The 22,486-nt window shown below is 66.2% G+C and carries 21 protein-coding genes; 16 read left to right on the top strand and 5 right to left on the bottom strand.

Annotated elements, in window-relative coordinates:
• Positions 1-4: 4 nt before the first annotated feature.
• Positions 5-382, bottom strand: a complete 378-nt coding sequence (locus WC585_RS02140) for a HesB/IscA family protein (protein WP_373255866.1) — start codon at positions 380-382, stop codon at positions 5-7.
• 65 nt (positions 383-447) lie between these two features.
• On the opposite strand from WC585_RS02140, the gene WC585_RS02135 reads away from it, so the two are divergent.
• The 13 genes from WC585_RS02135 to lpxC all read left to right on the top strand — a co-directional run bounded on the left by WC585_RS02135 (position 448) and on the right by lpxC (position 17,278).
• On the top strand, positions 448-1,623 hold the full coding sequence (locus tag WC585_RS02135) for a deoxyguanosinetriphosphate triphosphohydrolase (protein ID WP_373255865.1): 1,176 nt from the start codon (positions 448-450) through the stop codon (positions 1,621-1,623).
• 70 nt (positions 1,624-1,693) lie between these two features.
• A complete protein-coding gene (locus WC585_RS02130) occupies positions 1,694-2,470 on the top strand; it encodes an SPOR domain-containing protein (protein WP_373255864.1) in 777 nt (258 codons plus the stop codon).
• A 5-nt stretch (positions 2,471-2,475) separates the two neighbouring features.
• Positions 2,476-3,564 carry a beta-N-acetylhexosaminidase gene (gene nagZ / locus WC585_RS02125; RefSeq protein WP_373255863.1) on the top strand — a complete coding sequence of 363 codons (1,089 nt, stop codon included), beginning with the start codon at positions 2,476-2,478 and terminating at the stop codon, positions 3,562-3,564.
• A gap of 1 nt (position 3,565) precedes the next feature.
• Complete coding sequence (locus WC585_RS02120; protein WP_373255862.1) at positions 3,566-4,387, top strand: ScpA family protein; 822 nt, start codon at positions 3,566-3,568, stop codon at positions 4,385-4,387.
• Complete coding sequence (gene scpB / locus WC585_RS02115) at positions 4,384-5,049, top strand: SMC-Scp complex subunit ScpB (RefSeq protein ID WP_373255861.1); 666 nt, start codon at positions 4,384-4,386, stop codon at positions 5,047-5,049. The genes WC585_RS02120 and scpB overlap by 4 nt, the downstream gene beginning before the upstream one ends.
• A 198-nt stretch (positions 5,050-5,247) precedes the next feature.
• Positions 5,248-6,687, top strand: coding sequence for a UDP-N-acetylmuramate--L-alanine ligase (gene murC, locus WC585_RS02110; protein WP_373255860.1), 1,440 nt, complete (start codon positions 5,248-5,250; stop codon positions 6,685-6,687).
• Positions 6,684-7,595, top strand: coding sequence for a UDP-N-acetylmuramate dehydrogenase (murB, locus tag WC585_RS02105; RefSeq protein WP_373255859.1), 912 nt, complete (start codon positions 6,684-6,686; stop codon positions 7,593-7,595). Before murC ends, murB begins: the two co-directional genes overlap by 4 nt.
• 12 nt (positions 7,596-7,607) lie before the next feature.
• Positions 7,608-8,543 carry a D-alanine--D-alanine ligase gene (locus WC585_RS02100; protein WP_373255858.1) on the top strand — a complete coding sequence of 312 codons (936 nt, stop codon included), beginning with the start codon at positions 7,608-7,610 and terminating at the stop codon, positions 8,541-8,543.
• Positions 8,531-9,430 carry a cell division protein FtsQ/DivIB gene (locus WC585_RS02095; protein ID WP_373255857.1) on the top strand — a complete coding sequence of 300 codons (900 nt, stop codon included), beginning with the start codon at positions 8,531-8,533 and terminating at the stop codon, positions 9,428-9,430. Before WC585_RS02100 ends, WC585_RS02095 begins: the two co-directional genes overlap by 13 nt.
• Positions 9,431-9,451: 21 nt before the next feature.
• A complete protein-coding gene (gene ftsA / locus WC585_RS02090; protein WP_373255856.1) occupies positions 9,452-10,777 on the top strand; it encodes a cell division protein FtsA in 1,326 nt (441 codons plus the stop codon).
• Positions 10,778-10,973: 196 nt separating this feature from the next.
• Positions 10,974-14,366 (top strand): TonB-dependent receptor domain-containing protein, encoded by a 3,393-nt coding sequence (locus WC585_RS02085; RefSeq protein WP_373255855.1) that lies wholly within the window; start codon positions 10,974-10,976, stop codon positions 14,364-14,366.
• Between the two features lie 249 nt (positions 14,367-14,615).
• Entirely contained in the window at positions 14,616-16,175 is a 1,560-nt protein-coding gene (gene ftsZ / locus WC585_RS02080; RefSeq protein WP_373255854.1) for a cell division protein FtsZ, read from the top strand.
• A gap of 176 nt (positions 16,176-16,351) precedes the next feature.
• Positions 16,352-17,278 (top strand): UDP-3-O-acyl-N-acetylglucosamine deacetylase, encoded by a 927-nt coding sequence (gene lpxC, locus WC585_RS02075; RefSeq protein ID WP_373255853.1) that lies wholly within the window; start codon positions 16,352-16,354, stop codon positions 17,276-17,278.
• 27 nt (positions 17,279-17,305) lie between these two features.
• Here the strand turns inward: lpxC and pgeF are convergent, their stop codons facing one another.
• Genes pgeF through lgt form a run of 3 tightly spaced genes read right to left on the bottom strand, consistent with a single transcriptional unit; the run spans position 17,306 to position 20,081 of the window.
• On the bottom strand, positions 17,306-18,088 hold the full coding sequence (gene pgeF, locus WC585_RS02070; protein WP_373255852.1) for a peptidoglycan editing factor PgeF: 783 nt from the start codon (positions 18,086-18,088) through the stop codon (positions 17,306-17,308).
• Complete coding sequence (locus WC585_RS02065; protein WP_373256773.1) at positions 18,085-19,170, bottom strand: class I SAM-dependent methyltransferase; 1,086 nt, start codon at positions 19,168-19,170, stop codon at positions 18,085-18,087. The genes pgeF and WC585_RS02065 overlap by 4 nt, the downstream gene beginning before the upstream one ends.
• Before the next feature lie 5 nt (positions 19,171-19,175).
• On the bottom strand, positions 19,176-20,081 hold the full coding sequence (gene lgt / locus WC585_RS02060) for a prolipoprotein diacylglyceryl transferase (protein WP_373255851.1): 906 nt from the start codon (positions 20,079-20,081) through the stop codon (positions 19,176-19,178).
• Positions 20,082-20,269: 188 nt separating this feature from the next.
• Here lgt and WC585_RS02055 point away from each other — a divergent pair, with 188 nt between their 5' ends.
• From WC585_RS02055 to WC585_RS02045, 3 genes are all read left to right on the top strand, one after another.
• Positions 20,270-20,557: an accessory factor UbiK family protein gene (locus tag WC585_RS02055; protein ID WP_373255850.1), complete on the top strand. Its 288-nt coding sequence runs from the start codon at positions 20,270-20,272 to the stop codon at positions 20,555-20,557.
• A gap of 64 nt (positions 20,558-20,621) precedes the next feature.
• A complete protein-coding gene (locus tag WC585_RS02050; RefSeq protein WP_373255849.1) occupies positions 20,622-21,125 on the top strand; it encodes a YbjN domain-containing protein in 504 nt (167 codons plus the stop codon).
• Between the two features lie 3 nt (positions 21,126-21,128).
• Positions 21,129-21,935: a pyrroline-5-carboxylate reductase family protein gene (locus WC585_RS02045; RefSeq protein ID WP_373255848.1), complete on the top strand. Its 807-nt coding sequence runs from the start codon at positions 21,129-21,131 to the stop codon at positions 21,933-21,935.
• On the opposite strand, the gene WC585_RS02040 is transcribed toward WC585_RS02045, so the two are convergent.
• Positions 21,925-22,419 carry a hypothetical protein gene (locus WC585_RS02040; protein ID WP_373255847.1) on the bottom strand — a complete coding sequence of 165 codons (495 nt, stop codon included), beginning with the start codon at positions 22,417-22,419 and terminating at the stop codon, positions 21,925-21,927. The genes WC585_RS02045 and WC585_RS02040 overlap by 11 nt on opposite strands.
• Positions 22,420-22,486: the final 67 nt, after the last annotated feature.

The raw sequence follows: 22,486 nt of genomic DNA, 5'->3' as shown, positions 1-22,486 counted from the left end.
GCCCTCAGATCGAGAAACTGACCCCGCAGCCGCAGTTGGAGGCGGCGTTCGGATTGCGGATCACGAACTGAGCGCCCGCCAGTTCGTCCACCCAGGCGATCTCCGAGCCCTTGAGGAAGGGCAGGGAGACGGCGTCCACCAGAGCGGTCTGACCGTCGTTCTCGATGCGGATGTCATCGGCCTCTGCGGCCTGAACCAGATCCAGCCGGTACTGGAACCCCGAACAGCCACCGCCGTCGACGGCGACGCGCAGCATGACCGGATGGCCCTCGACCTCGCCCAGCTGGGCCAGGCGCTTCGCCGCGCTGTCGGACAGCGACAGGCCGTGCCCGCCGGTGGCTGGGGAAATCTGGAACGACGCTGGAGATTGGACGGTGCTCACAGGCCTCTATATGAGGCGCTGACGGGCGACCGCAACGGTCGGCCCCATCAAATGAGCCGCCATCCGTGTCCTTCGACCGCGCGCCCTATGCCGAATATCCCGAACACAGCCGTGGTCGTCTGACGCACGAGCCCATCAGCCGTACGCGCAATGCCTATGCCCGTGACCGCGACCGCATCATCCACGCCACGGCCTTCCGTCGCCTGAAGGAGAAGACCCAGGTCTTCGTCGCGCATGAGGGTGACCATTATCGCACCCGCCTGACCCACAGTCTGGAGGTGGCCCAGATCGCCCGCTCGCTGGCTCACGCGCTGCGGCTGGACACCGATCTGGCCGAGACCGTGGCCCTGGCCCATGACCTGGGCCATCCGCCTTTCGGCCACGCGGGCGAAGACGAATTGCAGGCCCAGATGCTGCCGTGGGGCGGCTTCGATCACAACGTCCAGACCTTCCGCGTCGTGACCGAGCTGGAGGAACGCTATCCCCAGTTCGAGGGCCTGAATCTCAGCTGGGAAACCATCGAGGGCGTCATCAAGCACAACGGCCCGGTCGATCACATGCTGGCCGAACCCGCATGGAAGGCCGTCGCAGACTATGCCCCGCGCTGGGACCTGCGCCTGGGCACCTTCGCCTCGCTGGAGGCCCAGGCCGCCGCTATCGCCGACGACATCGCCTACAACAACCATGATGTGGATGACGGGGTTCAGGCGGGGCTGTTCACCCTCGACGATCTGGCCCAGGTGCCCCTGATCGGTCCGATCCTGCATCAGACCCGCCGCGACTGGCCCGATATCGACGAGCGGATGATCCGCATCGAGGCCGTGCGCCGCATGATCGGGGCCATGGTCGAGGATGTGCTGGCCGAGACCGAAGCCCGCATCGAGGCCGCCGGCATCCGCTCGACCGAGGACGTGCGCACCGCCGACCGCACACTGGTGGCCTTCTCTCCGCAGATGCTGGCCGACCTGGGGGTGCTGCGCCAGTTTCTGTACCAGCGCATGTACCGCCACTACCGGGTCAACCGCACCCGCAGCCAGGCCCGGCGGATACTCGCCGAAATGTTCCAGCTGTTCATGGCCGAACCCGAGACCATGCCGCCGGAATGGTCGGGCAAGGCCGGCGTGGCAGACGAGGGGAAGCGCGCCCGTGCCGTCTGCGATTACATCGCCGGCATGACCGACCGCTATGCCATCGAGGAGCACAAGAAGCTGTTCAGCCTCGACCTCGCCCTCGATCTGTGATTCCTGACGGTGGGGCGGCTAGACTGATCACCCGCGCCTCCGATTCGCGCGGACACTGAAGGCGCGACCGATGTCACACGAAGATCCCTACCGTCCGAACACGGGCCGCGACCGCGGGGCCTATACGCCGCCGACCGACGACGACCTGCCCTTCGACCGCCAGAGCTATGACCCGCGCCGTCCGCGCGGCGGCGGCCACGGCGGTGGCGGCGGCAAGGCCCCGCCCGTGACCCTGATCGTCAGCGCCCTGGTGCTGCTGGCTATCATCATCGGCATCGTCGTCATGTTCAACATGGACGGGCTGTCGCCGTCAGAGGACGCGCCGCCTGCCGTCGGCACCGTCGTCGGCCAGATGAAGGCTGCGCCTCCTGTCGATGCCCAGCCGGTCGATCCCGCCGCCGGCATCGACGTCTATGACAATGCCGGCGGTGTTCCGACCACGCCGCCGACCTTCACTGCGCCGCCGGAAGAAGTTCAGCCGCGTCCCGAGCCGCGCCCGCTGGACTCAGCGCCGCCCGTCGTCCGTCCGGTCCCGGCGACCCCGCCTGCGACCCGCCCGGCCACGCCGCCCGCCGAAACGCGTCCCTCCACACCAGCCACCACCGGCGGCAGCGCCAGCGTCCAGATCGGTGCCTTCTCGACGCCCGGCATCGCCGAGACCCAGTACAACGCCATCGTCGGTCGCTATTCCCGCTTCACCCAGGGCGGTGCGCGTCGCATCCAGGAAGTCCAGTCCTCCAGCGGCTCGACCCTGTATCGCACCAGTGTCGCGGGCCTCAGCCGCGAACAGGCCACCGGCCTGTGCAATGCGATCAAGGCCTCCGGCGGCGACTGCATCGTGCGCTGACCGGGGTGACCAGCGCCGCCATATATGGCTGTAGCGGCCATCGCCTGACCGACGAGGAGCGGGCCTTCTTCGCCGAGGTCCGCCCCTGGGGCTTCATCCTGTTCCGCCGCAACATCGGCAGCCCGGATCAGGTTCGCGCCCTGACCGCCGATCTGCGTGACAGCGTCGGCTGGGACGCCCCCATCCTGATCGATCAGGAGGGCGGTCGGGTCCAGCGCATGGGCCCGCCGCACTGGCCCAAATATCCGCCGGGTGACGCCTATCTGAAGGCGACCAACGATCCGCTGGCCGCGCGCGGGCTGGTCCGTCTGGGCGCACGACTGATGGCGCATGATCTGAGGGCCGTCGGCATCACCATCGACTGCATGCCGGTGCTCGATGTGCCGGTGCCGGGCGCACACGACATCATCGGCGACCGCGCCTATGCGACCGATCCCGCGACCGTGGCGCTTCTGGGCCGTTCAGCGGCCGAAGGGATGCTGGCCGGCGGCGTCCTGCCGGTGATCAAGCACATGCCGGGCCACGGCCGCGCCTTTGCCGACAGCCACAAGGAACTTCCGACCGTCCACGCCGATCTGGACACTCTCGACGCCTGGGATTTCGCGCCCTTCAAGGCCCTGTCCGACATGCCCATCGCAATGACGGCGCACGTCGTCTTCACCGCCATCGACAAAAAGCGCCCGGCGACCCAGTCGAAGAAAGCCATCAAGCTGATCCGCCAGCATCTGGGCTTCAACGGTCTGCTGCTCTCCGACGATCTGGTCATGAACGCCCTGTCGGGCACCCTGACCGAGCGGGCCGAGGCCTCGCTGAAGGCCGGCTGCGACCTCGTCGTCCACTGGAACGGCGACATGGCCGAGATGCGTCAGGTGGCCGAAGGGGTCGGCAAGCTGAAAGGCAAGTCGGCTCGCCGCGCCGACGCCGCCCTGGCCCGCATCGTCCACACGCCGGAGCCGCTGGACGAGTTCGAGGCCCGAGCCCGTTTCGGCGCTATGCTGGACGGCAAGCTGGACGCAGCGCGCGGGCCGGATGTTGGCGAGGCTCAGGCTCCCCTCCTGGCCTCAAGTAGCGCGACGCGCGATAGGCCAGTGTGAAGTGACCGAAGCCTTCCAACCTAATCTGGACTTCACCGCCGTCGAACAGGTCGATGCGCGCGAGGCCTTCGTGGTCGATCTGGAAGGCTATGAAGGCCCCCTGCATGTCCTTCTGGCTCTCGCCCGAACACAGAAGGTCGATCTGCTGAAGCTGTCGATCACCCGACTGGCCGAACAGTATCTGGCCTTCGTGCATGAGGCGCGGCGCAGGAATTTCGCGCTCGCTGCCGACTATCTCGTGATGGCGTCCTGGCTGGCCTATCTGAAGTCCCGCATGCTGCTGCCGCGCACGGAAAAGGGCAAGGGCGAGGAGCCACCCGCCGAGGAGATGGCCGCCGCCCTCGCGTTCCGTTTGCAGAAGCTGGAGGCCATGCGCCGCGCGGTGGAGGCCATCACCAGCCGACCCCGGCTGAAGCGCGACGTCTTCACGCGCGGCGACCCGGAGGCCACGGTCATTGTTCCGTCCGACCGTATCGACGCCAGCCTGTACGAACTGATGGCCGCCTATGTCACCCAGCGGCGCCGCGAGGAGCAGCGGCGCTATAATCCTGGCCAGCGCGTCGAGGCTTTTGCCCTTGAGGCCGCCCGCGACTGGCTGCGCGACATCCTGCCCCGGATGGAAGACTGGACACCGCTGGACCGCGTCGCGCCCGAACGCACCGACGCCGACGGCCCGTCCCAGGCCAGCTTTACCGCCTCCACCCTCTCGGCCAGTCTGGAACTGGTCAAGGAGGGGGCGATGGACGTGAAACAGGCGACGGCCTTCGCCGAGGTCTATCTGAAGCGGCGGGGGCAGGGGATGCCGCTGGAACTGACGCCGTGATCCAGTTCGCCCCTGACGACACCGAGATCGAGCGTCGCGTGGAGGCCCTGCTGTTCGCCGCCTCCGGGCCGCTGTCGGCCGCCGAGATCGCACGTCGCCTGCCCGAGGGTGCCGATGTCGGCGGGGCCATATCGGCCCTGCGCGATCGCTATCAGGGGCGGGGGGTCGAGCTGGAATGCGTCGCCGACCGCTGGCGTTTCCGCACGGCCGCCGACCTGTCGTTCATGATGACCGAAGAACGGGAAGAGCCGCGCCGCCTGTCCAAGGCCGCGCTGGAGACCCTTGCCATCATCGCCTACCACCAGCCCTGCACCCGCGCCGAGATCGAGAGCGTGCGCGGCGTCTCCCTGTCGCGCGGGACTTTGGACCTGCTGCTGGAGATGGGCTTCGTCAAGCTGAAGGGCCGCAGGCGCACGCCCGGTCGCCCCGTGACCTATGCCACCGCCGACCGCTTCCTGGAGCATTTCGGACTGTCCAATCTCTACGACCTGCCCGGCGTGCAGGAGATGAAGGCCGCCGGCCTGCTGGACCTGTCCATTCCCGTCGGCTTCGAGGTCCCCGACCCGTCCCGCGCCTCCGACGGCGACGACGAGCCTCTCATGCCCGGCGACGAGGACAGCCCCGAGTTCGCTCAGGATTTCGTGGCCGAGGACCAGAGCTGAAGCGGCGCGTTGGTTGGACGACAAAACAGAGTCCACTCAGTCCACTCGGTCCACCTATCTGCAACACTCTCCTTTCAATGGCATCATGGCATGCGGTCACGTCAAAAGCGGACGCAGGCATCAGGCCACCCCCTTTATTCGCCATGGACTGGGAAAGGATCACCTTGCGTCGCTCCCCCCGTTTGCTAATCCGCTTGGATGATCGCTCGCCTTAGACCCGTCCCGTTCAATCTCGGCCCCGTGCATTTCGTCGGCATAGGCGGCATCGGCATGAGCGGCATCGCCGAGATCATGCTCAAGATCGGCTATTCGGTTCAGGGCTCGGACGCCAAATCGTCGGCCAATACCGAGCGGCTGGAAAAGTTGGGTGCCCGCATCTTCATCGGCCATCACGCCGCGCACGTCAGCGAGGGTGTCTCGGCGGTGGTCTATTCCACGGCGGTTCAGCCGACCAATCCGGAAATGGTCGAAGCGCGCGCCCGCCGCATCCCCCTGGTCCGCCGGGCCGAGATGCTGGCCGAGCTGATGCGGCTGCAATTCTCCATCGCGGTCGGCGGCACCCACGGCAAGACGACGACGACCTCCATGGTCGCGGCCTTGCTGGACGCGGGTGGACTGGACCCCACCATCGTCAACGGCGGTATCATCAACGCCTATGGGACCAACGCCAAGGTCGGCGACGGCGACTGGATCGTGGTCGAGGCGGACGAGAGCGACGGCAGCTTCCTGCGCCTGAAATCCACCGTGGCCATCGTCACCAATATCGACCCGGAACACCTGGATCACTACGGCGACTTCGACGGGGTGCGAAAGGCCTTCGTCGATTTCGTGGAGAACATCCCCTTCTACGGCTTTGCCGCCGTCTGCCTGGATCATCCGGAGGTCCAGCGTCTGGTCGCCGCCATCGATAACCGGCGTCTGGTCACCTATGGACTGAACCCCCAGGCCATGGTGCGCGCCGACAACATCGAGATGGGGCCGGACGGCTGTCGCTTCGACGCCGTCTTCAAGGGCGCGGGCACAGAGGCCGACGAAACGCGGATCGAGGGCCTGCACCTGCCCATGGCCGGTGGGCACAACATCGCTAATGCGCTGGCCGCGATCGCCGTCGCGCGCGAGCTGGACGTGGACGACGCCGCCATCAAGGCCGGTCTGGCCGGCTTCGGCGGGGTCAAGCGCCGCTTCACCACCACCGGCGTCGTCAACGGCGTGCGCATCGTCGATGACTATGGCCACCACCCGGTCGAGATCGCCGCCGTCCTAAAGGCCGCCCGCCAAGTGGCCCAGAACGCAGACGGCCACGGCCGCGTCATCGCCGTGGTTCAGCCGCACCGCTACACCCGCCTGCGCGACCTGATGGAGGAGTTCTCGACCTGCTTCTCCGACGCCGACGCCGTCATCGTCGCCGACGTCTATCCGGCGGGCGAGGAGCCCCTGAACGGCATCGACAAACACGCCCTCGTCGAAGGTATCCGCCGCTTCGGCCACCGCTCGGTGCAGCCGCTGGAGGGGGTCGAAACCCTGGCCGGTGTTGTGGCCGACGAGGCCAAGTCGGGCGACTTGGTCGTCCTGCTGGGCGCCGGCGATATCACCCAGTGGGCCTATGCCCTGCCGGGGCAGTTGGAGGCGCGGTCTTGAGCTGGCGAGACAGCCTTCCCTCCGTCCGCGGCAAGCTACTGCTCGACGAACCCCTCGCGCCCTTCACCTGGTTCCGCGTGGGCGGAAGCGCTGACGCCCTGTTCATTCCCGCAGACCCCGACGACCTCGCCGACTTCCTGAAGGCAGTCGACCCGTCCGTCCCCGTGACCGTCCTCGGCGTCGGCTCCAACGTCATCGTGCGCGACGGCGGCGTTGAGGGTGTGGTCATCCGGTTGGCCGGGCGCCCTTTCGCCGGGATCACGACCGAGGGCGACACCATTACGGCGGGCGCGGGCGCACTCGATTCCATGGTCGCCAGGGCCTCGGCCAAGGCCGGGCTTGCGGGGCTGGAGTTCTATGCGGGCATCCCCGGCACCATCGGCGGGGCCCTGACCATGAATGCGGGCTGCTATGGTTCCGAGACCAAGGACATCCTGGTCTCGGCCTGGGGCCTGACGCGGTCGGGCGAGCGGGTTGATTATACCCTGGCTGACTTCGGCTACACCTATCGCCACTCCGAGGCACCCGCCGACATTATCTGGATCGAGGCCACCTATCGCGGCACGCCTGATGCACCCGAGGCCGTCGCCGCCCGCATCAGCGAGATCACCAGCCGCCGCGAACAGACCCAGCCGATCCGCGAAAAGACCGGCGGCTCCACATTCAAGAACCCGCCCGGCCATTCCAGCTGGAAACTGGTCGACGAAGCGGGCTGGCGCGGAAAGCTCCACGCCGTCACCGGCGGCGGGGCCATGTTCAGCGAACTGCACTCCAACTTCATGATCAATCCCGGCGAGGCGACCGCTGCGGATATCGAAGGATTGGGAGAAACAGTCCGCGCGGATGTGAAAAGTAAACTCGGCGTAAACCTTGATTGGGAGATCAAGAGGATCGGCCGCCCGCTCTGAGTTCATTGCCCCATGACCCGCCCCCTCGCTGATCTGCACGTCGCCGTCCTGATGGGCGGACTGTCGTCCGAGCGCGAGGTGTCGCTGTCGTCCGGTAAGGGTTGCGCTGACGCTCTGGAAGGGCAGGTGGCCAGGGTCACGCGCGTCGACGCGGGCCGCGACCTGGCCCAGGTTCTGGCCGCGCTCAAACCCGACGTCGTCTTCAACGCCCTGCACGGCGAATGGGGCGAGGACGGCTGCGTCCAGGGTATCCTCGAGACGCTGCAGATCCCCTACACCCACTCCGGCGTGCTCTCTTCGGCCCTGGCCATGGACAAGGACAAGTCCAAGGCCGTGCTGCGGGCCGCGGGCGTCGTCGTGCCCGGCGGCGGCCTGTTCGACCGGTTTGCGGTGGCAGCGGGTCACGTGATCCCGCCGCCCTATGTCATCAAGCCCAATGCCGAGGGCTCGTCCGTCGGGGTCTATCTGGTGCGGGCAGGCGAGGGGCCCTGTGCCGCCACCGCCGCCGACGACTGGACCTATGGCGACCTGGTCATGGTCGAGCCCTTTATCGCCGGGGCCGAACTGGCCGTCACCGTCATCGGCGAGGCGACCGGCCCACGCGCCCTGACCGTCACCGACATCACCCCGACCAAGGGCTTTTACGACTACGAGGCCAAATATGCGCCGGGCGGCTCGCGCCACGTGCTGCCGGCCCAGCTGCCGCCCGCCGTGTTCGAGCGGGCCCTGCGCCAGTCGGAGCTGGCCCATGTCGCCATGGGCTGTCGCGGCGTGTCGCGATCGGACTTTCGTTATGACGATATTAACGACGATCTCGTCTTGTTGGAGGTCAATACCCAGCCCGGCATGACCCCCACGTCTCTGGTTCCAGAGCAGGCGGCCCATGTCGGTATGGACTACCCAACCCTGGTCCGATGGATGGTGGAGGACGCCTCATGCCCGCGGTAGTGCGCGGCGGTCGGCGACAGAGCGCCGGCCAGCCTCCCAAACGCGCCGCCGCCCCGAAATCGGGTGGTCGCGGACGTGCGCCCAAAAATGCACCCAGAAACGCACCAGGCGTGCCCGGCAAGATGGCCGTCCTCGGCCGGATGGACATGTCGCCCCGTGCCGTGATCATCGCCATCGTCGCCGGGGTCGTCGTCCTGGGTGGCGTTCTGGCGACCGGTGCGCGAGCCGAGCGGATCGGGAACTCCCTGTCCAATGGCGTGGACGGCGCAACCGCCGCCATGGGCCTGAAGCTGACGCAGGTCGATATTCGCGGCTCATCGCCCGAAGCCAATGCCGCCATCCGCCGGGCCATAGCCGTCACCGCCGACCAGCCGATGACCTCTCTCGACCTTGATGTCATCCGTCAGCGGGTCGAACAGGTCGGCTGGGTCAAGGAAGCGCGGGTCGTGCGCCTGCTGCCCGACCGGCTGGTGGTGCAGGTGATCGAACATGACCGTCTGGCCGTATGGCAGTCCGGAGGCCGCAACTTCGTGGTCGACGGCAAGGGGCAGGTCATCGATGGAGCCGATGCGGGTCGCTATCCGAATCTGCCGCTGGTCGTCGGGGCCGGAGCCAATGAGACCGCGTCTGAAATTCTGCCGCTGATCGCAGAGCGTCCGCGTCTGCAGAGCCGCGTCGAGGCCATGGTGCGCGTCGACAATCGCCGGTGGAACCTGCTGCTCAAGGATGGCGGCCTGATCCAGCTGCCGGCCACAGAACAGGAAGCCGCCCTGATCCGCCTGGATGCGCTGGATCAGCGCGAGCGGCTGCTGGAGCTGGGCTTTGCCCGTATCGATCTGCGAACGCCCGAGGAGCTGGCCGTCCGGCGCTCCGACAGCGCGACCTGACAAGAACAAGAAGAGACGATCATGGCTGGCCGCACCACCGACAAGACGATCAACAGCGCAAAGGGCGCGGCCGGACGCGCGCCCGTCGTGGCCGCACTGGACCTGGGCCAGTCCAAGGTCGCCTGTTTCATCATGAAGCCCGAGGGCGTGCGCCACGCCGACCGCACCATCCGGGTCGCCGGGGCCGGTCACGTCCAGTCGCGCGGTGTGCGCGGTGGCGGCATCGTCAATATGGACGAGGCGGCCCAGGCCATAGGCCACGCCGTCGAACGGGCCGAGAAGGCGGCGGGCTCGCCTGTCTCCGGCGTCGTTGTCACGACCGCCATCGGCCAGATGGCCAGCCACAGGGTTCAGGCCCGGGTCTCCCTGGGCAGCAATCCCGTCGGCGATGCCGACCTGGCACGCGCCATCGCCATGGCCCTGGCTCAGATCCGCTATCCGAACCGCCGTCCGATCCACGTCCTGCCGATCAACTGGTCGGTCGACGGGGCCAGGGGCGTGCATGATCCGCGGTCGATGCGCGGCACCTCGCTCGGCCTCGACCTGCTGGTCGTCTCCATGGCCGAGAGCGCCTTCAACGGCCTGAGCCATTGCCTTGAGCTGGCGCATCTCGACCTTCAGGGCGTGGCGTCTGCGCCCGTCGTCTCGTCCCTCGCCGCGCTGGAAGACGACGAGATGGATCTGGGCTGCGTCTGCATCGACATGGGGGCCGGCTCGACCACGGCGGCGGTGTGGGCCGGCCGGTCCTTGCTGCATATCGAATCGATCAACGTCGGCGGAGACCACGTGACCTCCGACATCGCTCGCGGCCTGTCGACCAGCCGCGCCGGTGCCGAGCGTCTGAAGACCCTGCACGGTTCGGCCATGGCCAGCGCCAATGAGGACCGTGAGATGCTGGAGGCCCCGCCGCGGGGCGAGGACACGTCCGCCGGCTCCGTCGTCGTGCCGCGCGCCATGCTGAAAACCGTCATCGCCCCCCGGGTCGAGGAAACGCTGGAGCTGTTGCGCGACCGACTCAAGGCCGCGGGCGTTCTGGAGCCTGGTGCGGGCATTGTCCTGACCGGCGGGGCCAGCCAGCTGAACGGCGTGCGCGAATTGGCCGTGCGGGTGTTCGATCGCCCTGTGCGTCTGGGCAAGCCCCAACGTGCGCCACATTTGGCGGATGCGGCTTCCGGACCCGCCTTCTGCTCGGCGGCAGGCGTACTCCTGCGTGCGGCCTACGGCCCGCGTGAGGCCGTCTCGGCCCGCAAGCTGATGTCACGCCAGATCACCGCCGCTGATGGTCCCCGCGTCCACCAGGGCGGCCTGGTGGCCCGGATGGCGGGCTGGCTGCAAAAAAACCTGTAGTCGCGGCCGCCTGCCACACGGCGATATGTGATCCGTGACGAGACTGTGTCCAGATTGTAACATCAATGGCCCTGATTGGTCGCCAAGTAGACACAATCGCTTGCCGTGGACGGCGATGCTGTTAAGCGTGAAACCAAGTGGATTGTGCCGTTCGGCGATCCGCGTCTCGAATCTTTTATCTGGTGGGGCCTTACACATGGTTTTGAAGCGCAAGTATCTCTTCGGTACGACGATCCTCGCGGGCGTCATGGCCGTTATGGCTCCGGCCTTCGCTCAATCCGCTCCTGTCTCGCAGGACCCGGAAGCGACCGAAATCGGCGACGTTGTCGTTACCGGTTCGCGTATCCGTCGTGACCCCACCACGGTTGCCGCCCCGATCCAGACGATCCAGGGCACGGACCTGCTGAACACGGGTCAGGCCACGGTCATCGACTACCTGGCGACCATTCCCGCCCTGTCCAACTCACTGGTGCCTTCCGACACCACCGGCTCCGGCCTGAACGACGGCGGCCTCGAGTTCGCCAACCTGCGCTCGCTGGGTTCAGGCCGTACGCTGACGCTGGTTGACGGTCGTCGTCACGTTGGTTCGTCGGCGGGTACTCTGTCGGTCGACGTGTCGACCGTTCCGCGCCTGCTGATCCAGAACATCGAGATCATCACCGGTGGTGCCTCGTCCGTTTACGGCGCCGACGCCGTTTCGGGCGTGATCAACTACACCCTGCGCAAGGACTATGAAGGCCTCGAGATCGACGCCAACTACGGTGAACTGGTCCAGGGTGGCGACGCCGCGACCCGCCGCGTCTCCGTGCTGGGCGGTATCAACCTGCTGGACGATCGCCTGAACCTCTATGCCTTCGGCGAATATGAAAAGGCCGACTCGGTCCGCTCGGACCAGATCGACTGGATCGCACGCAGCCGCGTCGCCCTGGGCATCGATGCCGACCCGACCAACCCGGCTATCGGACGTGCGACCGATGGTTTCATCGACCAGGCGGAGTTCTACAACGCCCGTCGTCTGGACCGCCCGCAGTGGGGTTCCACGACCCTGGCCAACATGCAGCGCCCAAGCGCGACGACCGATCCCGACATTCCGGTCGCGGCCTGCCGCAGCTTCTCCACATCGGGTAACTGCTTCAACGTCGATCCTGCCTACACATACTGGTTCGATGGTACGACCGCCCGTCTGGCGGACTTCGGTCAGCGCATCGGCAACACCGGTGCCAGCCGTCCCTGGAACATCGGCGGCGACGGCGAGGCAGCGGGTCTGACGGCCTTTGATGCCCTCACCCGTTTCCCCGAGCAGGAAGCTCAGCGTTATCAGGTCGGTGCCAACTTCCAGGTCAACGACAACATCCGCGCCACGCTTGAAGCGAAATACACGACGGAAGACGCCTTCGACCAAGGCCAGTTCTCCTTCTGGGATATCTTCATCGTCGACGCCGGCCTGGGCTGCGGCGGCACGCCCTTCGGTTCGCCGGCCCGCACGTGCAACAATGGCCTGACCCCCGGCCTGATCGGCGGCACCAGCTCGTTCGCCACGCGTCTGGACAATGCCTTCCTGCCGGCCAACCTGGTCACGGCCATCCAGAACAACACCTTCATCCCCTATGCCAACCCGACCGCTACGGCGCCAGGTGCGCCTGGCGCTCCGGTTGCCGCGCCGATCGCCCTGCATCGCGGCTTCGGTATTCCGCGCCAGCAGCAGAACAACCGTGAAATCCAGCGCTACGTCGCAGCTCTGGAAGGCAGCTACGACCGTATCGGCTTCATCAACAATGCCAACTGGGGCGTGTCGTACACCCGTGGCGAGATGAACAACACCAACATCGAAACCGGTCCGGACGCGATCCGCTTCGGTCACGCGATGGACTCGGTTGTCGACACCGGTGGTGAAGTCAACGGTCGTCCGGGCGAAGTGGTCTGCCGGGTCCGCCTGCTGGCCGCCCGCGGCATCGCTATCCAGGAGCAGAACCCTGGTACGGCCACCCAGGTTTACACCGACCCGACGACCAACCCTGAAATCGCCGGCTGCGTTCCCTTGAATGTCTTCGGTAAAGGCAATCAGTCGCAAGCCGGCATCGATTACATCTCGGCTTCGGTTACGGTCGAGGAAACCAACATCCAGGAAAGCGCCGTCGCTACCTTCGGTGGTGAACTGGGCGACTTCTGGGGTGCGGGTGCCATCGGCTTCGCCGTCGGTGCCGAGTATCGCCGTGAATACACCGACGGTATCGGCCGCAACCGCTCGACCAACGGTCGTCTGCTGCAGCTGAACACCGGTCCGGACTTCCTGGGCGTCGAATATGAAACCGAAGAGTTCTTCGGTGAAGTCGCCATCCCGCTGTTCCGCGACAGCTGGCTGGGTGAGTTTGCCGAACTGAGCGGTTCGTATCGCTACTTCGACTACACCACCTCGGGTACGGGCGACGTCTACGGCGTCAGCCTGGTCTACCGTCCGATCCGGGACATCACGTTCAAGACCAGCTTCAACACGGCCTTCCGGGCCCCGAACCTGACCGAGAACTTCCGTCCCAACGTTCAGACGTTCGTGAACCCGCCGTTCACCGACCCCTGCGACTCGCGCGCCATCGCGGCCTTCGCTGGTGACAACGCTGCCACGATCCGCGCCAACCGGATCGCAAACTGTACGGCACTGGCGGCTGAACGGGGCCTGACCTACGACTTCGACAACAGCACGACTACGGTCGATGACGACTACCGCCCAACCTACGGCTCTGGCATCGCCAGCGTCCTGGGTGGCAACCCCGATCTGCGTCCCGAGACGTCGGAATCGTTCACTTTCTCGACGGTCCTGCGCCCCCGGTTCATCCCGAACTTCAGCCTGGTGCTCGACTACTACGAGATCACCATCGACGACGTCATCGTCACGCCTGGCGGCCAAGCCATCGCCGAGCAGTGCGTGAACGGTGCCGAACTCGACGACCTGGCCTGCAGCCTGGTTCGCCGCAACAACCCGAACAACGACGCGGATCCGTTCAACGTCTTCAAGATCGGTGGACCGGTTGGCGATCCGCTGGGTGGCTTCACCCTGCAGACCCTCAACTTCGCCAAGCTTGAAACGCGCGGTCTGGACATCACGGCCAGCTACAGCATCGACACCGAAGAAGTGTTCGGTGTGAACCTGGGCCAGATCGGCTACCAGCTTGGTGCCCTGTGGCTGATCGAACAGAAGCAGTTCACCAGCCTGACGAACCCGAACGAGTTCGGCGATCTGGCGACCGGCGTCTTCTATCCGCGCTTCGAAGGTACGTCGCGACTGACCTGGGCACCGAACGACAAGTTCAGCATCAGCTGGCTGGCCGACTTCATGGTGGCGCAGGATCTGAACAAGATCCGCAACGTCGTGGCCTCGGGTAACCTCGATCAGTCGCCGACCGACTGGTACGATACGGGTAACTTCGTCCGCCACGATGTGAACGTCCGCTACGACGTCACCGAGCAGCTTCAGCTGCGCGCTGGTGTCACCAACCTGACGGACGTCGAGCCGCCGGCATACCTCGGCTTCGCATCGACCTTCGACCCTTACGGCCGTCGCTTCTTCGTCGGTCTGAACTACAAGGTGTTCTAAGAAGCATCGCTTCCAGGAAGCACGGAAAGGGCGGCTCGCAAGAGCCGCCCTTTTTCGTTTCGCTGTGGATGACCCCCGGCAAACTGCGGCCAAGGTTAACGATTTCCGTGGCATGCGGACCGACTCAAGTTATCCGGTAACCTTCTCTTAAGCAGTTTGGGCGTTTCCTTAACGCGCTCATAACCAATGCGAATCGGCGGGGATTTCGCATCGGAACTGCAGAGCAGGGTCGGATAGGGTCTTTAGAATATGTCTCTCTCGCTGGTACGTCCGCAAAGCGCGGATCTGAAACCCCGGATCGTCGTCTTCGGCGTGGGTGGTGCAGGCGGCAATGCCGTCAACAACATGATCGACGCCGGCCTCGAAGGGGTCGAGTTCGTCGTCGCCAACACCGACGCCCAGCACCTCAGCTTCGCCAAGACCGACCGTCGGGTCCAACTGGGCGAGACGATCACCCAAGGCCTGGGCGCGGGCGCTCACCCTGAAGTCGGCATGAATGCCGCCGAGGAATCCGCCGAGGAAATCTACGGGCACCTGGAAGGGGCTCATATGGTCTTCATCACCGCCGGCATGGGCGGCGGTACCGGCACCGGTGCCGCGCCGGTCATCGCCAAATGCGCCCGCGACCGCGGCATCCTGACCGTCGGCGTCGTGACCAAGCCCTTCACCTTCGAAGGGCGTCACCGCATGCGTCTGGCCGATGCGGGCATCGCCGAGCTGCAACGCTACGTCGACACCCTGATCGTCATTCCCAACCAGAACCTGTTCCGCGTCGCCAATGAGCGCACGACCTTCGCCGATGCCTTTGGCATGGCCGACCAGGTGCTGCACTCGGGTGTGCGCTCGATCACCGACTTGATGATCCTGCCGGGTCTGATCAATCTGGACTTCGCCGACGTCCGCGCCGTCATGTCCGAAATGGGCAAGGCGATGATGGGCACGGGCGAGGCCTCGGGCGACGACCGCGCCCTGATGGCGGCCCAGAATGCCATCGCCAACCCTCTGCTGGACGAGACCAGCCTGAAGGGGGCCAAGGCCGTGCTGGTCAACATCACCGGCGGCATGGACATGACCCTGCTGGAAGTCGACGAAGCCGCCAACGCCATCGCGGGCGAAGTCGATTCCGACGCCAACATCATCTTCGGTGCCGCCTTCGACCCGGCCCTGGACGGCAAGATCCGTGTCTCCGTCGTCGCCACTGGCATGGAAGACCTGGCCGTGGCCAAGGCCCCGCCGGCCGCAACCTCGTCAATCATCGACAGCCGCCGCTCGACCCCGACCTATGCACCTCGCACCTCTGAGCCGGTTCGCAGCGAGCCCGTCCGCTCTGAGCCTGTTCGTTCCGAGGCCGCGCCCGTGATGCCGAGCTTCCAGTCCGCTCCGGCCTACCAGGCTCCGACCTATCAGGCCCCCGCGCCGGAGCCCGTCCGCGAGCCGGTGATCCACGTCGCCGAGGACCGCAAGCTCGATCCCATCGTCGATCCCTGGGTCGAAGAGTACGAAAGCGCCCCGCGCACGGCTGCGGAGGCTCCGGCCCCGCAAGGCGATCTCTACATGGATCGCGGTTACCAGCAGCCTGCTCCGCAGGCGCGCGAAGAGCAGCCGGCCTACGACGACTATGACGACCGGGACCACCGCAAGAGCGGCTGGAGCCTGTTCGGTCGGGGCAAGCGCCAGCCCCAGCCGCAGCCGCAACAATCGAACTATGCGCCCCAGATGCGGCCGACCAGCTCGGCCCAGCCCGCACCGGAGCCGGAGGCCCAGGACGACCTGGAGATCCCGTCTTTTTTGCGCCGTCTGGCCAACTAGGCCAGCGCGAAGACTGATCGACCGCCTCGGCCCCCAGGGCCGGGGCGGTTTTTCGTTGGGCCCCCAGTTCTTTGGTCTAGCGTGACGGTCCCATACCGAAACAATCCGAAACCGGACTTTGATTTCGCTCTTGCGAAAGGCCGGGTACATCGCTCCTCAGGCGAAATCCGCTAACCATGTCGCCGTGCAAAACGAGAGTGTCTGTGCCCGCCAGTTTCGACCACCGCCAGAGGACGACCGTCGCGCCCGCGATCATCGCCGGCGTGGGCGTGCACACGGGTGACCGTGTGCGTCTGGCTGTGCGCCCGGCGGCCGAGGGCACCGGCATCGTCTTCGTCCGCACCGACATCACCGACCGCGACAACCGCATCCCGGTCTCGGGTGAGGCGGTCGTCGATGCCCGCCTGAACACCATGATCGAGAATGCGGCGGGCGTTCGCCTGTCGACCATCGAGCATCTGATGGCGGCGTTCGCAGCCTTGGGCATTTCCAATGCGGTGATCGAGGTCGATGGCCCCGAACTGCCGATCCTGGATGGCTCGGCGCTTCAGTTCGTCCAGCTGCTGGACCGTGCCGGTTTCCGCCGCCAGTCGGCCCCCGTGCGTTACATCGAAATCCTTGAGCCGATCCGCGTTCAGGACGGCGACAAGTCCGCCGCCCTGCTGCCCTGCGACCGCTACGAGATGCGGTTCGAGATCGACTTTCCCACGCCCGTCATCGGCAATCAGGTTGTGGATTTCGTCGTGGACGAAGACACCTTCCGCACCGAGATCATGGCCGCCCGCACCTTCGGCTTCGCCCATGAGGTCGAGGCCCTGCGCCGCGCCGGCCTGGCCCGCGGTGGCAGCCTGGAGAACGCCGTGGTCATCGACGGCGACCAGATCCTGAACCCCGGCGGCCTGCGGATGGAACGCGAGTTCGTCCGGCACAAGGCGCTGGACGCGATCGGCGACCTGTACGTCCTCGGCGCGCCCCTGCTGGGCCGCTACGAAGGCGTCAAGGCGGGTCATGCCATCAACAACCTGCTGGTCCGCGAACTGCTGGCCAATCCACAGGCCTGGCGCGAAGTGACGCGCGTGCCTGAAATGGCGATGGCGGGCTGAGCCCTCATCGCATCGCAGGCGATGTGATCACCCCAGGCTGATCGCACTCATCATCCGACCGAAATCCGGCTCTTCATTCAAGTGCGCCCGGCGGTTGGAGAAGAACCGCATGCCATCTGCCCGCGTGTCATGCCCTGTCCAGGCCGCCTCTCCGACCCCCGCCTGTTCCAGCCGCCACAGGACGAAGCCGGGCAGGTCGAACAGACGCTTGTCCGCCGCCGCACCCTCCGCGAAGAACTGTCCGCTGCCGGGGTCGTGGTGCTCGAACCGTTCTTGATAGTCGGCCCCGACCTCATAGCTGGATTGCGCGATACAGGGACCGACGACGGCGACGATACGGCGGGGATCCGCCCCCAGCGCCTGCATGGCGGCGACCGCTGAGTGGACGATGCCGCCCAGGGCCCCCTTCCAGCCCGCATGGGCGGCGCCGACGATGCCTGCCTCGACATCGGCCAACAACACAGGCGCACAGTCGGCGGTCAGGACGGCGCAGATCGGGCCGGGCGTGGCGGTGACGACGGCGTCACCCTCGGGACGGTCTCCGCGCCATCCGGCCTCGGCCACGCGGGCGACGGCGGAATGGATCTGGTAACAGGCGGCCAGGTCGTCGGCGGTGCCGCCCAGGTGCGCGGCGATGCGGCGGCGGTTCTCCTGCACGGCGGCGGGATCGTCGAATGAGCCGACACCGGTGTTCAGACTGTCATACAGGCCGGTCGAGACGCCACCCAGTCGCGTGAAGAAGCCGTGGCGGATGCCTGCCTTATGCAGCAGCGGGTGGGTGATGGGGGACAGGTTCGCTGCGCCGGTCATGCCTCGAAGCCCGGCACGATCAGCGTACGGGGCGAGAAGATCGCGCAGACCTTGATCAGGGTGCCCATCTGGTCGTCAGCGGTCAGGCGGGCCAGCTGGCGGTCGATGACGGGCGCGGCCTCGGGACGGCCGTTCTTCAGCCGGTCGGCGCGGGCCTCGATGCCCAGCAGCTGCAGGAACTCCCCCTGACCCATGCAACCCGTGACGTCGGCCCCGGCGCGGACGGCGGCGTCCTGGACGGCCGGAAAGTCGGCCCATTGCGTCAGGTCGGTCTGGCCCGGTGCGTCGAGGGGATCGACCTTATGGTGCCGCCGCAGACCTTGCAGGGTGTCGCCGGCCTCGGGCCGCGACCGCCCATAGTCGATCAGCAGGGCCGCGCCGGACGTCGCCTTTATCAGGGTCGCCACATCACGCCCGAACGCCGCCTGCTGATCCGAAATCTCGACGGTCTGGCCGGGCTCGACCGAAAAGTCTGGGCGTTTGAACCCGCCGCTGATGGTCACCAGTCCAAAGGTCAGACCGCCCTCGTCGGTGACGCCGACCCGTCGTTCGGCCCAGCCGTCCTCCGTCTTCACGAACTGGCGGGCGGGCAGGCAGTCCAGCACCTCATTGGCGATCAGGATGACCGGCGCGTCGGTCTCCACCTTGCCAAGATCAGAGACCCAGCGGGGATGCACGTCGCTGTCGGCCAGCATGCGCGCCTGGGCGGCACGCAGAGGCGGGCTCGGCTCGATCAGGACCAGATCGACGGCCTGCAGGAAGTCGGGAGCCAGCCGCGATGCCCGCAACGCGTCGGCCATCAACGTACCGTCGCCGGGCCCGACCTCGACCAGACGAACCCGCTCTGGTGCCCCCAGTCGCTCCCACGTCTCGACCGCCCACAGGCCGATCAGCTCGCCGAACATCTGGCTGATCATCGGGGCCGTGATGAAGTCGCCGGTCGCCCCGATCGACGGCCGCGTCGCATAGTAGCCGTCCTGCGGATCATGCAGACAGCGTGTGACATAGTCCGCGATGGTCATTGGACCCGTCAGGGCGATCTCGCGGGCCAGGCGTTGCGCCAAGGTCTGGACCGGGTCCATGGATCTCAGGCCGCCTGCACCGGCGGACGGCTCCAGGCACGCCAGATCAGCCACGCCCCGATCAGCATCATCGGGATGGACAGCATCATGCCCATCGTCAGACCAAGCGGCAGGTTCTCGAGACCCGCATCCGGCTGGCGCACGTTTTCCAGCGACGCCCGGATCAGACCGTAGCCAAACAGGAAGATGCCGGAGACATAGCCCGGCTTCTTCAACAGCCCCCATTTGTAGACGGCGAGCCACAGCACCCCGAACAGGATGATGCCCTCAAGCCCCGCCTCATAAAGCTGGCTGGCGTGACGGACCATGTCACCGGGGCCGAACACCTGTCCGGTCGGATCCACATACTGGCACGACGGGCCGAAGATTTCCCTGATGCGGTCGTTGCAGAAGTTGACGCCCCACGGCACGTCGGTGGGGCGACCATACAGCTCGCCATTGATGAAGTTGGCCAGCCGCCCGAAGCCCAGGCCGATCGGGACCACGGGTGCCACCAGATCGCCCAGGCTCAGCAGCCTGATCTTGTTCTTCCAGGCGAACCAGACGATGGCCAGGCTGACCCCGATCAGTCCGCCGTGGAAGCTCATGCCCCCGTCCCACAGCCGGAACAGCCCCAGCCGCTCGCCCCAGGTCGCGCCGGTAAACAGGTCGCCATACAGGTGCGGCTGATAGAAGAGGGCATAGCCGAACCGTCCGCCCAGGATGATGCCCAGGGTGATCCACAGCACCAGATCGTCGACCTGAACCGTCGTCGCCGGTGGCTGACCCGGAGCCCACACGGCCGCGTTCTTCGCCAGGCGATTGGCGTACCACCAGCCCAGGACGATGCCCGCCACATAGGCCAGCGCATACCAGCGCAGATCCAGCGGACCGATGCTGATCAGGACCGGGTCGAAATCGGGAAAAGGCACGCGGCCTCCTTCAAGGCTGTAGGTCGCCCCGCTTTAGCAAGCGGCTGCGTTACCGTCGCGGGATTTTGCAGCCGAACGCTGTGATGGGGACATACTGATGCCATCGGGCGCATGGACATCAAGGTTTCGTTTACCATAACGGGCCGACCATCATCACACTCAGTCCTGCTGAGTCGGAGAGAGTTTCCATGCAGACGCGTAACCCCATCCTCGACGAATTTGCCAAGCTGACGACCGGTGCCATGGGTCTGGCGCAGGCCGCCGGCGAAGAGGCCAAGACCGCCTGGCGCGCCCAGACCGACCGCATGGTCGCCGAGATGGACCTGGTCCGCCGCGACGAGTTCGACGCGCTGAAGGCCGAGATCGCCGTCCTCCGCGCAGAGATCGCGACGCTGAAATCTGTTCAAAAGCCGACAAAGAAGCCTGTCGCGGGAACGTCCACAGCGTCTGTTCCCCCTGAGGACGCAGTCGGTTGAGCCGAATCTGCGAACCCGCCTACGGTCGTCGCATGGGGTGTGAGTCGCGCCCGGAGAGTATTTGATGGACGCTGTCCGCCCTGAAGAAGTCGATGTCCCGCACGATCCGCTGGATGTCGTCGAACACGTCCTGGTGGCGGAAAACCTGCCGTTCGACAGGACGGACGAGGGCGATGTCGCCTTCGCCCTGGCAGGCGACTGGAAGGACTATGAGCTGTGGTTCGCCTGGCGGCCCGAGGGCGACTGCCTGCAACTGTGCTGTGCCCTGGACCTTCAGGCGTCCAAGTCTCGCCGCGCCGCCGCCTACGAACTGGTCGGCCTGATCAATCAGCGCACCTGGATGGGCCATTTCGAGGTCTGGGCCGAGGACGGCGAGATCGTCTTCCGCCACTCGCTGGCCCTGCCGTTCGGCGAGCGCCCGACCCTGGCCCAGGCCGCCTCCATGATCGACGCGGCGGTCGAGGCTGCGGATCGGTACTACCCCGCCTTCGACTTCATGATCCGCGGCTCCAAGAAGCCCCAGGACGCTATCGCCGCCTGTCTGTTCGAGACCGCCGGCACGGCTTGATCCATGACGACTGACCAGATCTCAAACGGCGTCATCCTTCTGGGCTGTGGACGTCTGGGTTCTTCTATTCTGGAAGGCTGGCTCAAGACGGGCGCGGTAGCTCCAGCCGATCTGATCATACTGACACCGTCCGAAAAGCCGGCTTCGCAGGTCGCGGCGGATCGCGGCGCGCGGATCAATCCGCCCTTGAACGAGATTGGTCAGGCCCGGACCCTCGTCATTGCCGTCAAGCCCGCCAAATGGCGTGAAGCGCTGACGCCCCTGATGGACCATCTGCATCCTGAGACCATTCTGATCTCTGTAATGGCGGGTGTTCTGGGCAGGGACATCGAACAGCTTTCCGGCCGGCGGGTCGCTCGCGTCATGCCGACGACCGCCGTGGCCCAGGCCAGTGGCGTCGCCGCCGTCTGGTCGAACGCCCCAGAGGGCGTGACGCGGGTCAAGGCCCTGTTCGATCCCCTGGCGGATGTCGTGGAGTTGGACGCCGAGGTACGCATGAATGCGGCTACAGCAGTCGCCGGCTCGGCACCCGCCTTTGTCTATGCCTTCACCCAGGCCCTGGCGCGTGCGGGCCAGGCCCAGGGCCTTGAGCTCGATGCGGCCGCGAGGCTGGCCGCGGGCGCGCTGCGGTCGGCTGGCGCTGGAGCCGCGACAGGTGCTTCTCTTGAAGACCTGGTCGCGCGCATTGCGTCGCCCGGAGGAACCACCCAGGCGGGTCTGGATGCCATGGCCGAAAGCGGCGACCTGGATCGCGCAGCCGAGGCTGCGGTCAAGGCCGCCGTGTCACGCGCAGGCGAACTCAGCGCGTAACGTAGCGTCCGTCGGCCAGATTCACGGCCAGACGACGATAGGCGCGATCCGCATCCTGCCAGGTGCCAAAGCCCCGAACGTCGGCAATATTGCTGCTGTACCAGTCGTATCTGACCGGCAGTGTCTGGCCTTCAGCCGTTGTGATCGTCCCTTCGATCGTCGCGCCACCGATGGAGACGCTGCGGGTGCCGTCCAGACCAGGGCGATCGACCAACTGCTGGAAGGTCGGGCGGTTGGGTTTGAGGTCGGTCAGCACAAGGTCGATGGTCGCGCCGTCGAGGGCACCGCGATTGATCAGGGTAGACTGGACAACGCCGACGAGTCGCGTGGCCTGTTCGCTGACGTCACGATCGCCCAGTTCATCGACCTTGGCCTGAAGCTCGTTTCCAAGAGTGACATTGATGGTGGGCGGCTCGGCCAGGGCAGGGCTGGCGGCCAGGGCGACTACGGCACCCAGAGGTGCAAAAAAGGCGAGTTTACGCATGTTCAAACACTCCAAAGCCCCTGTGCACTCAAGATGCGCCCAATGGCTCCGCTTCGCCAGACCCTGC

The sequence above is a fragment of the Brevundimonas sp. genome, from assembly GCF_041648055.1.
In the GTDB taxonomy this organism is placed as follows: Bacteria; Pseudomonadota; Alphaproteobacteria; order Caulobacterales; family Caulobacteraceae; genus Brevundimonas.
Note: the sequence above shows the minus strand (reverse complement) of the source record. Positions and strands in the feature narration are given on the sequence as shown.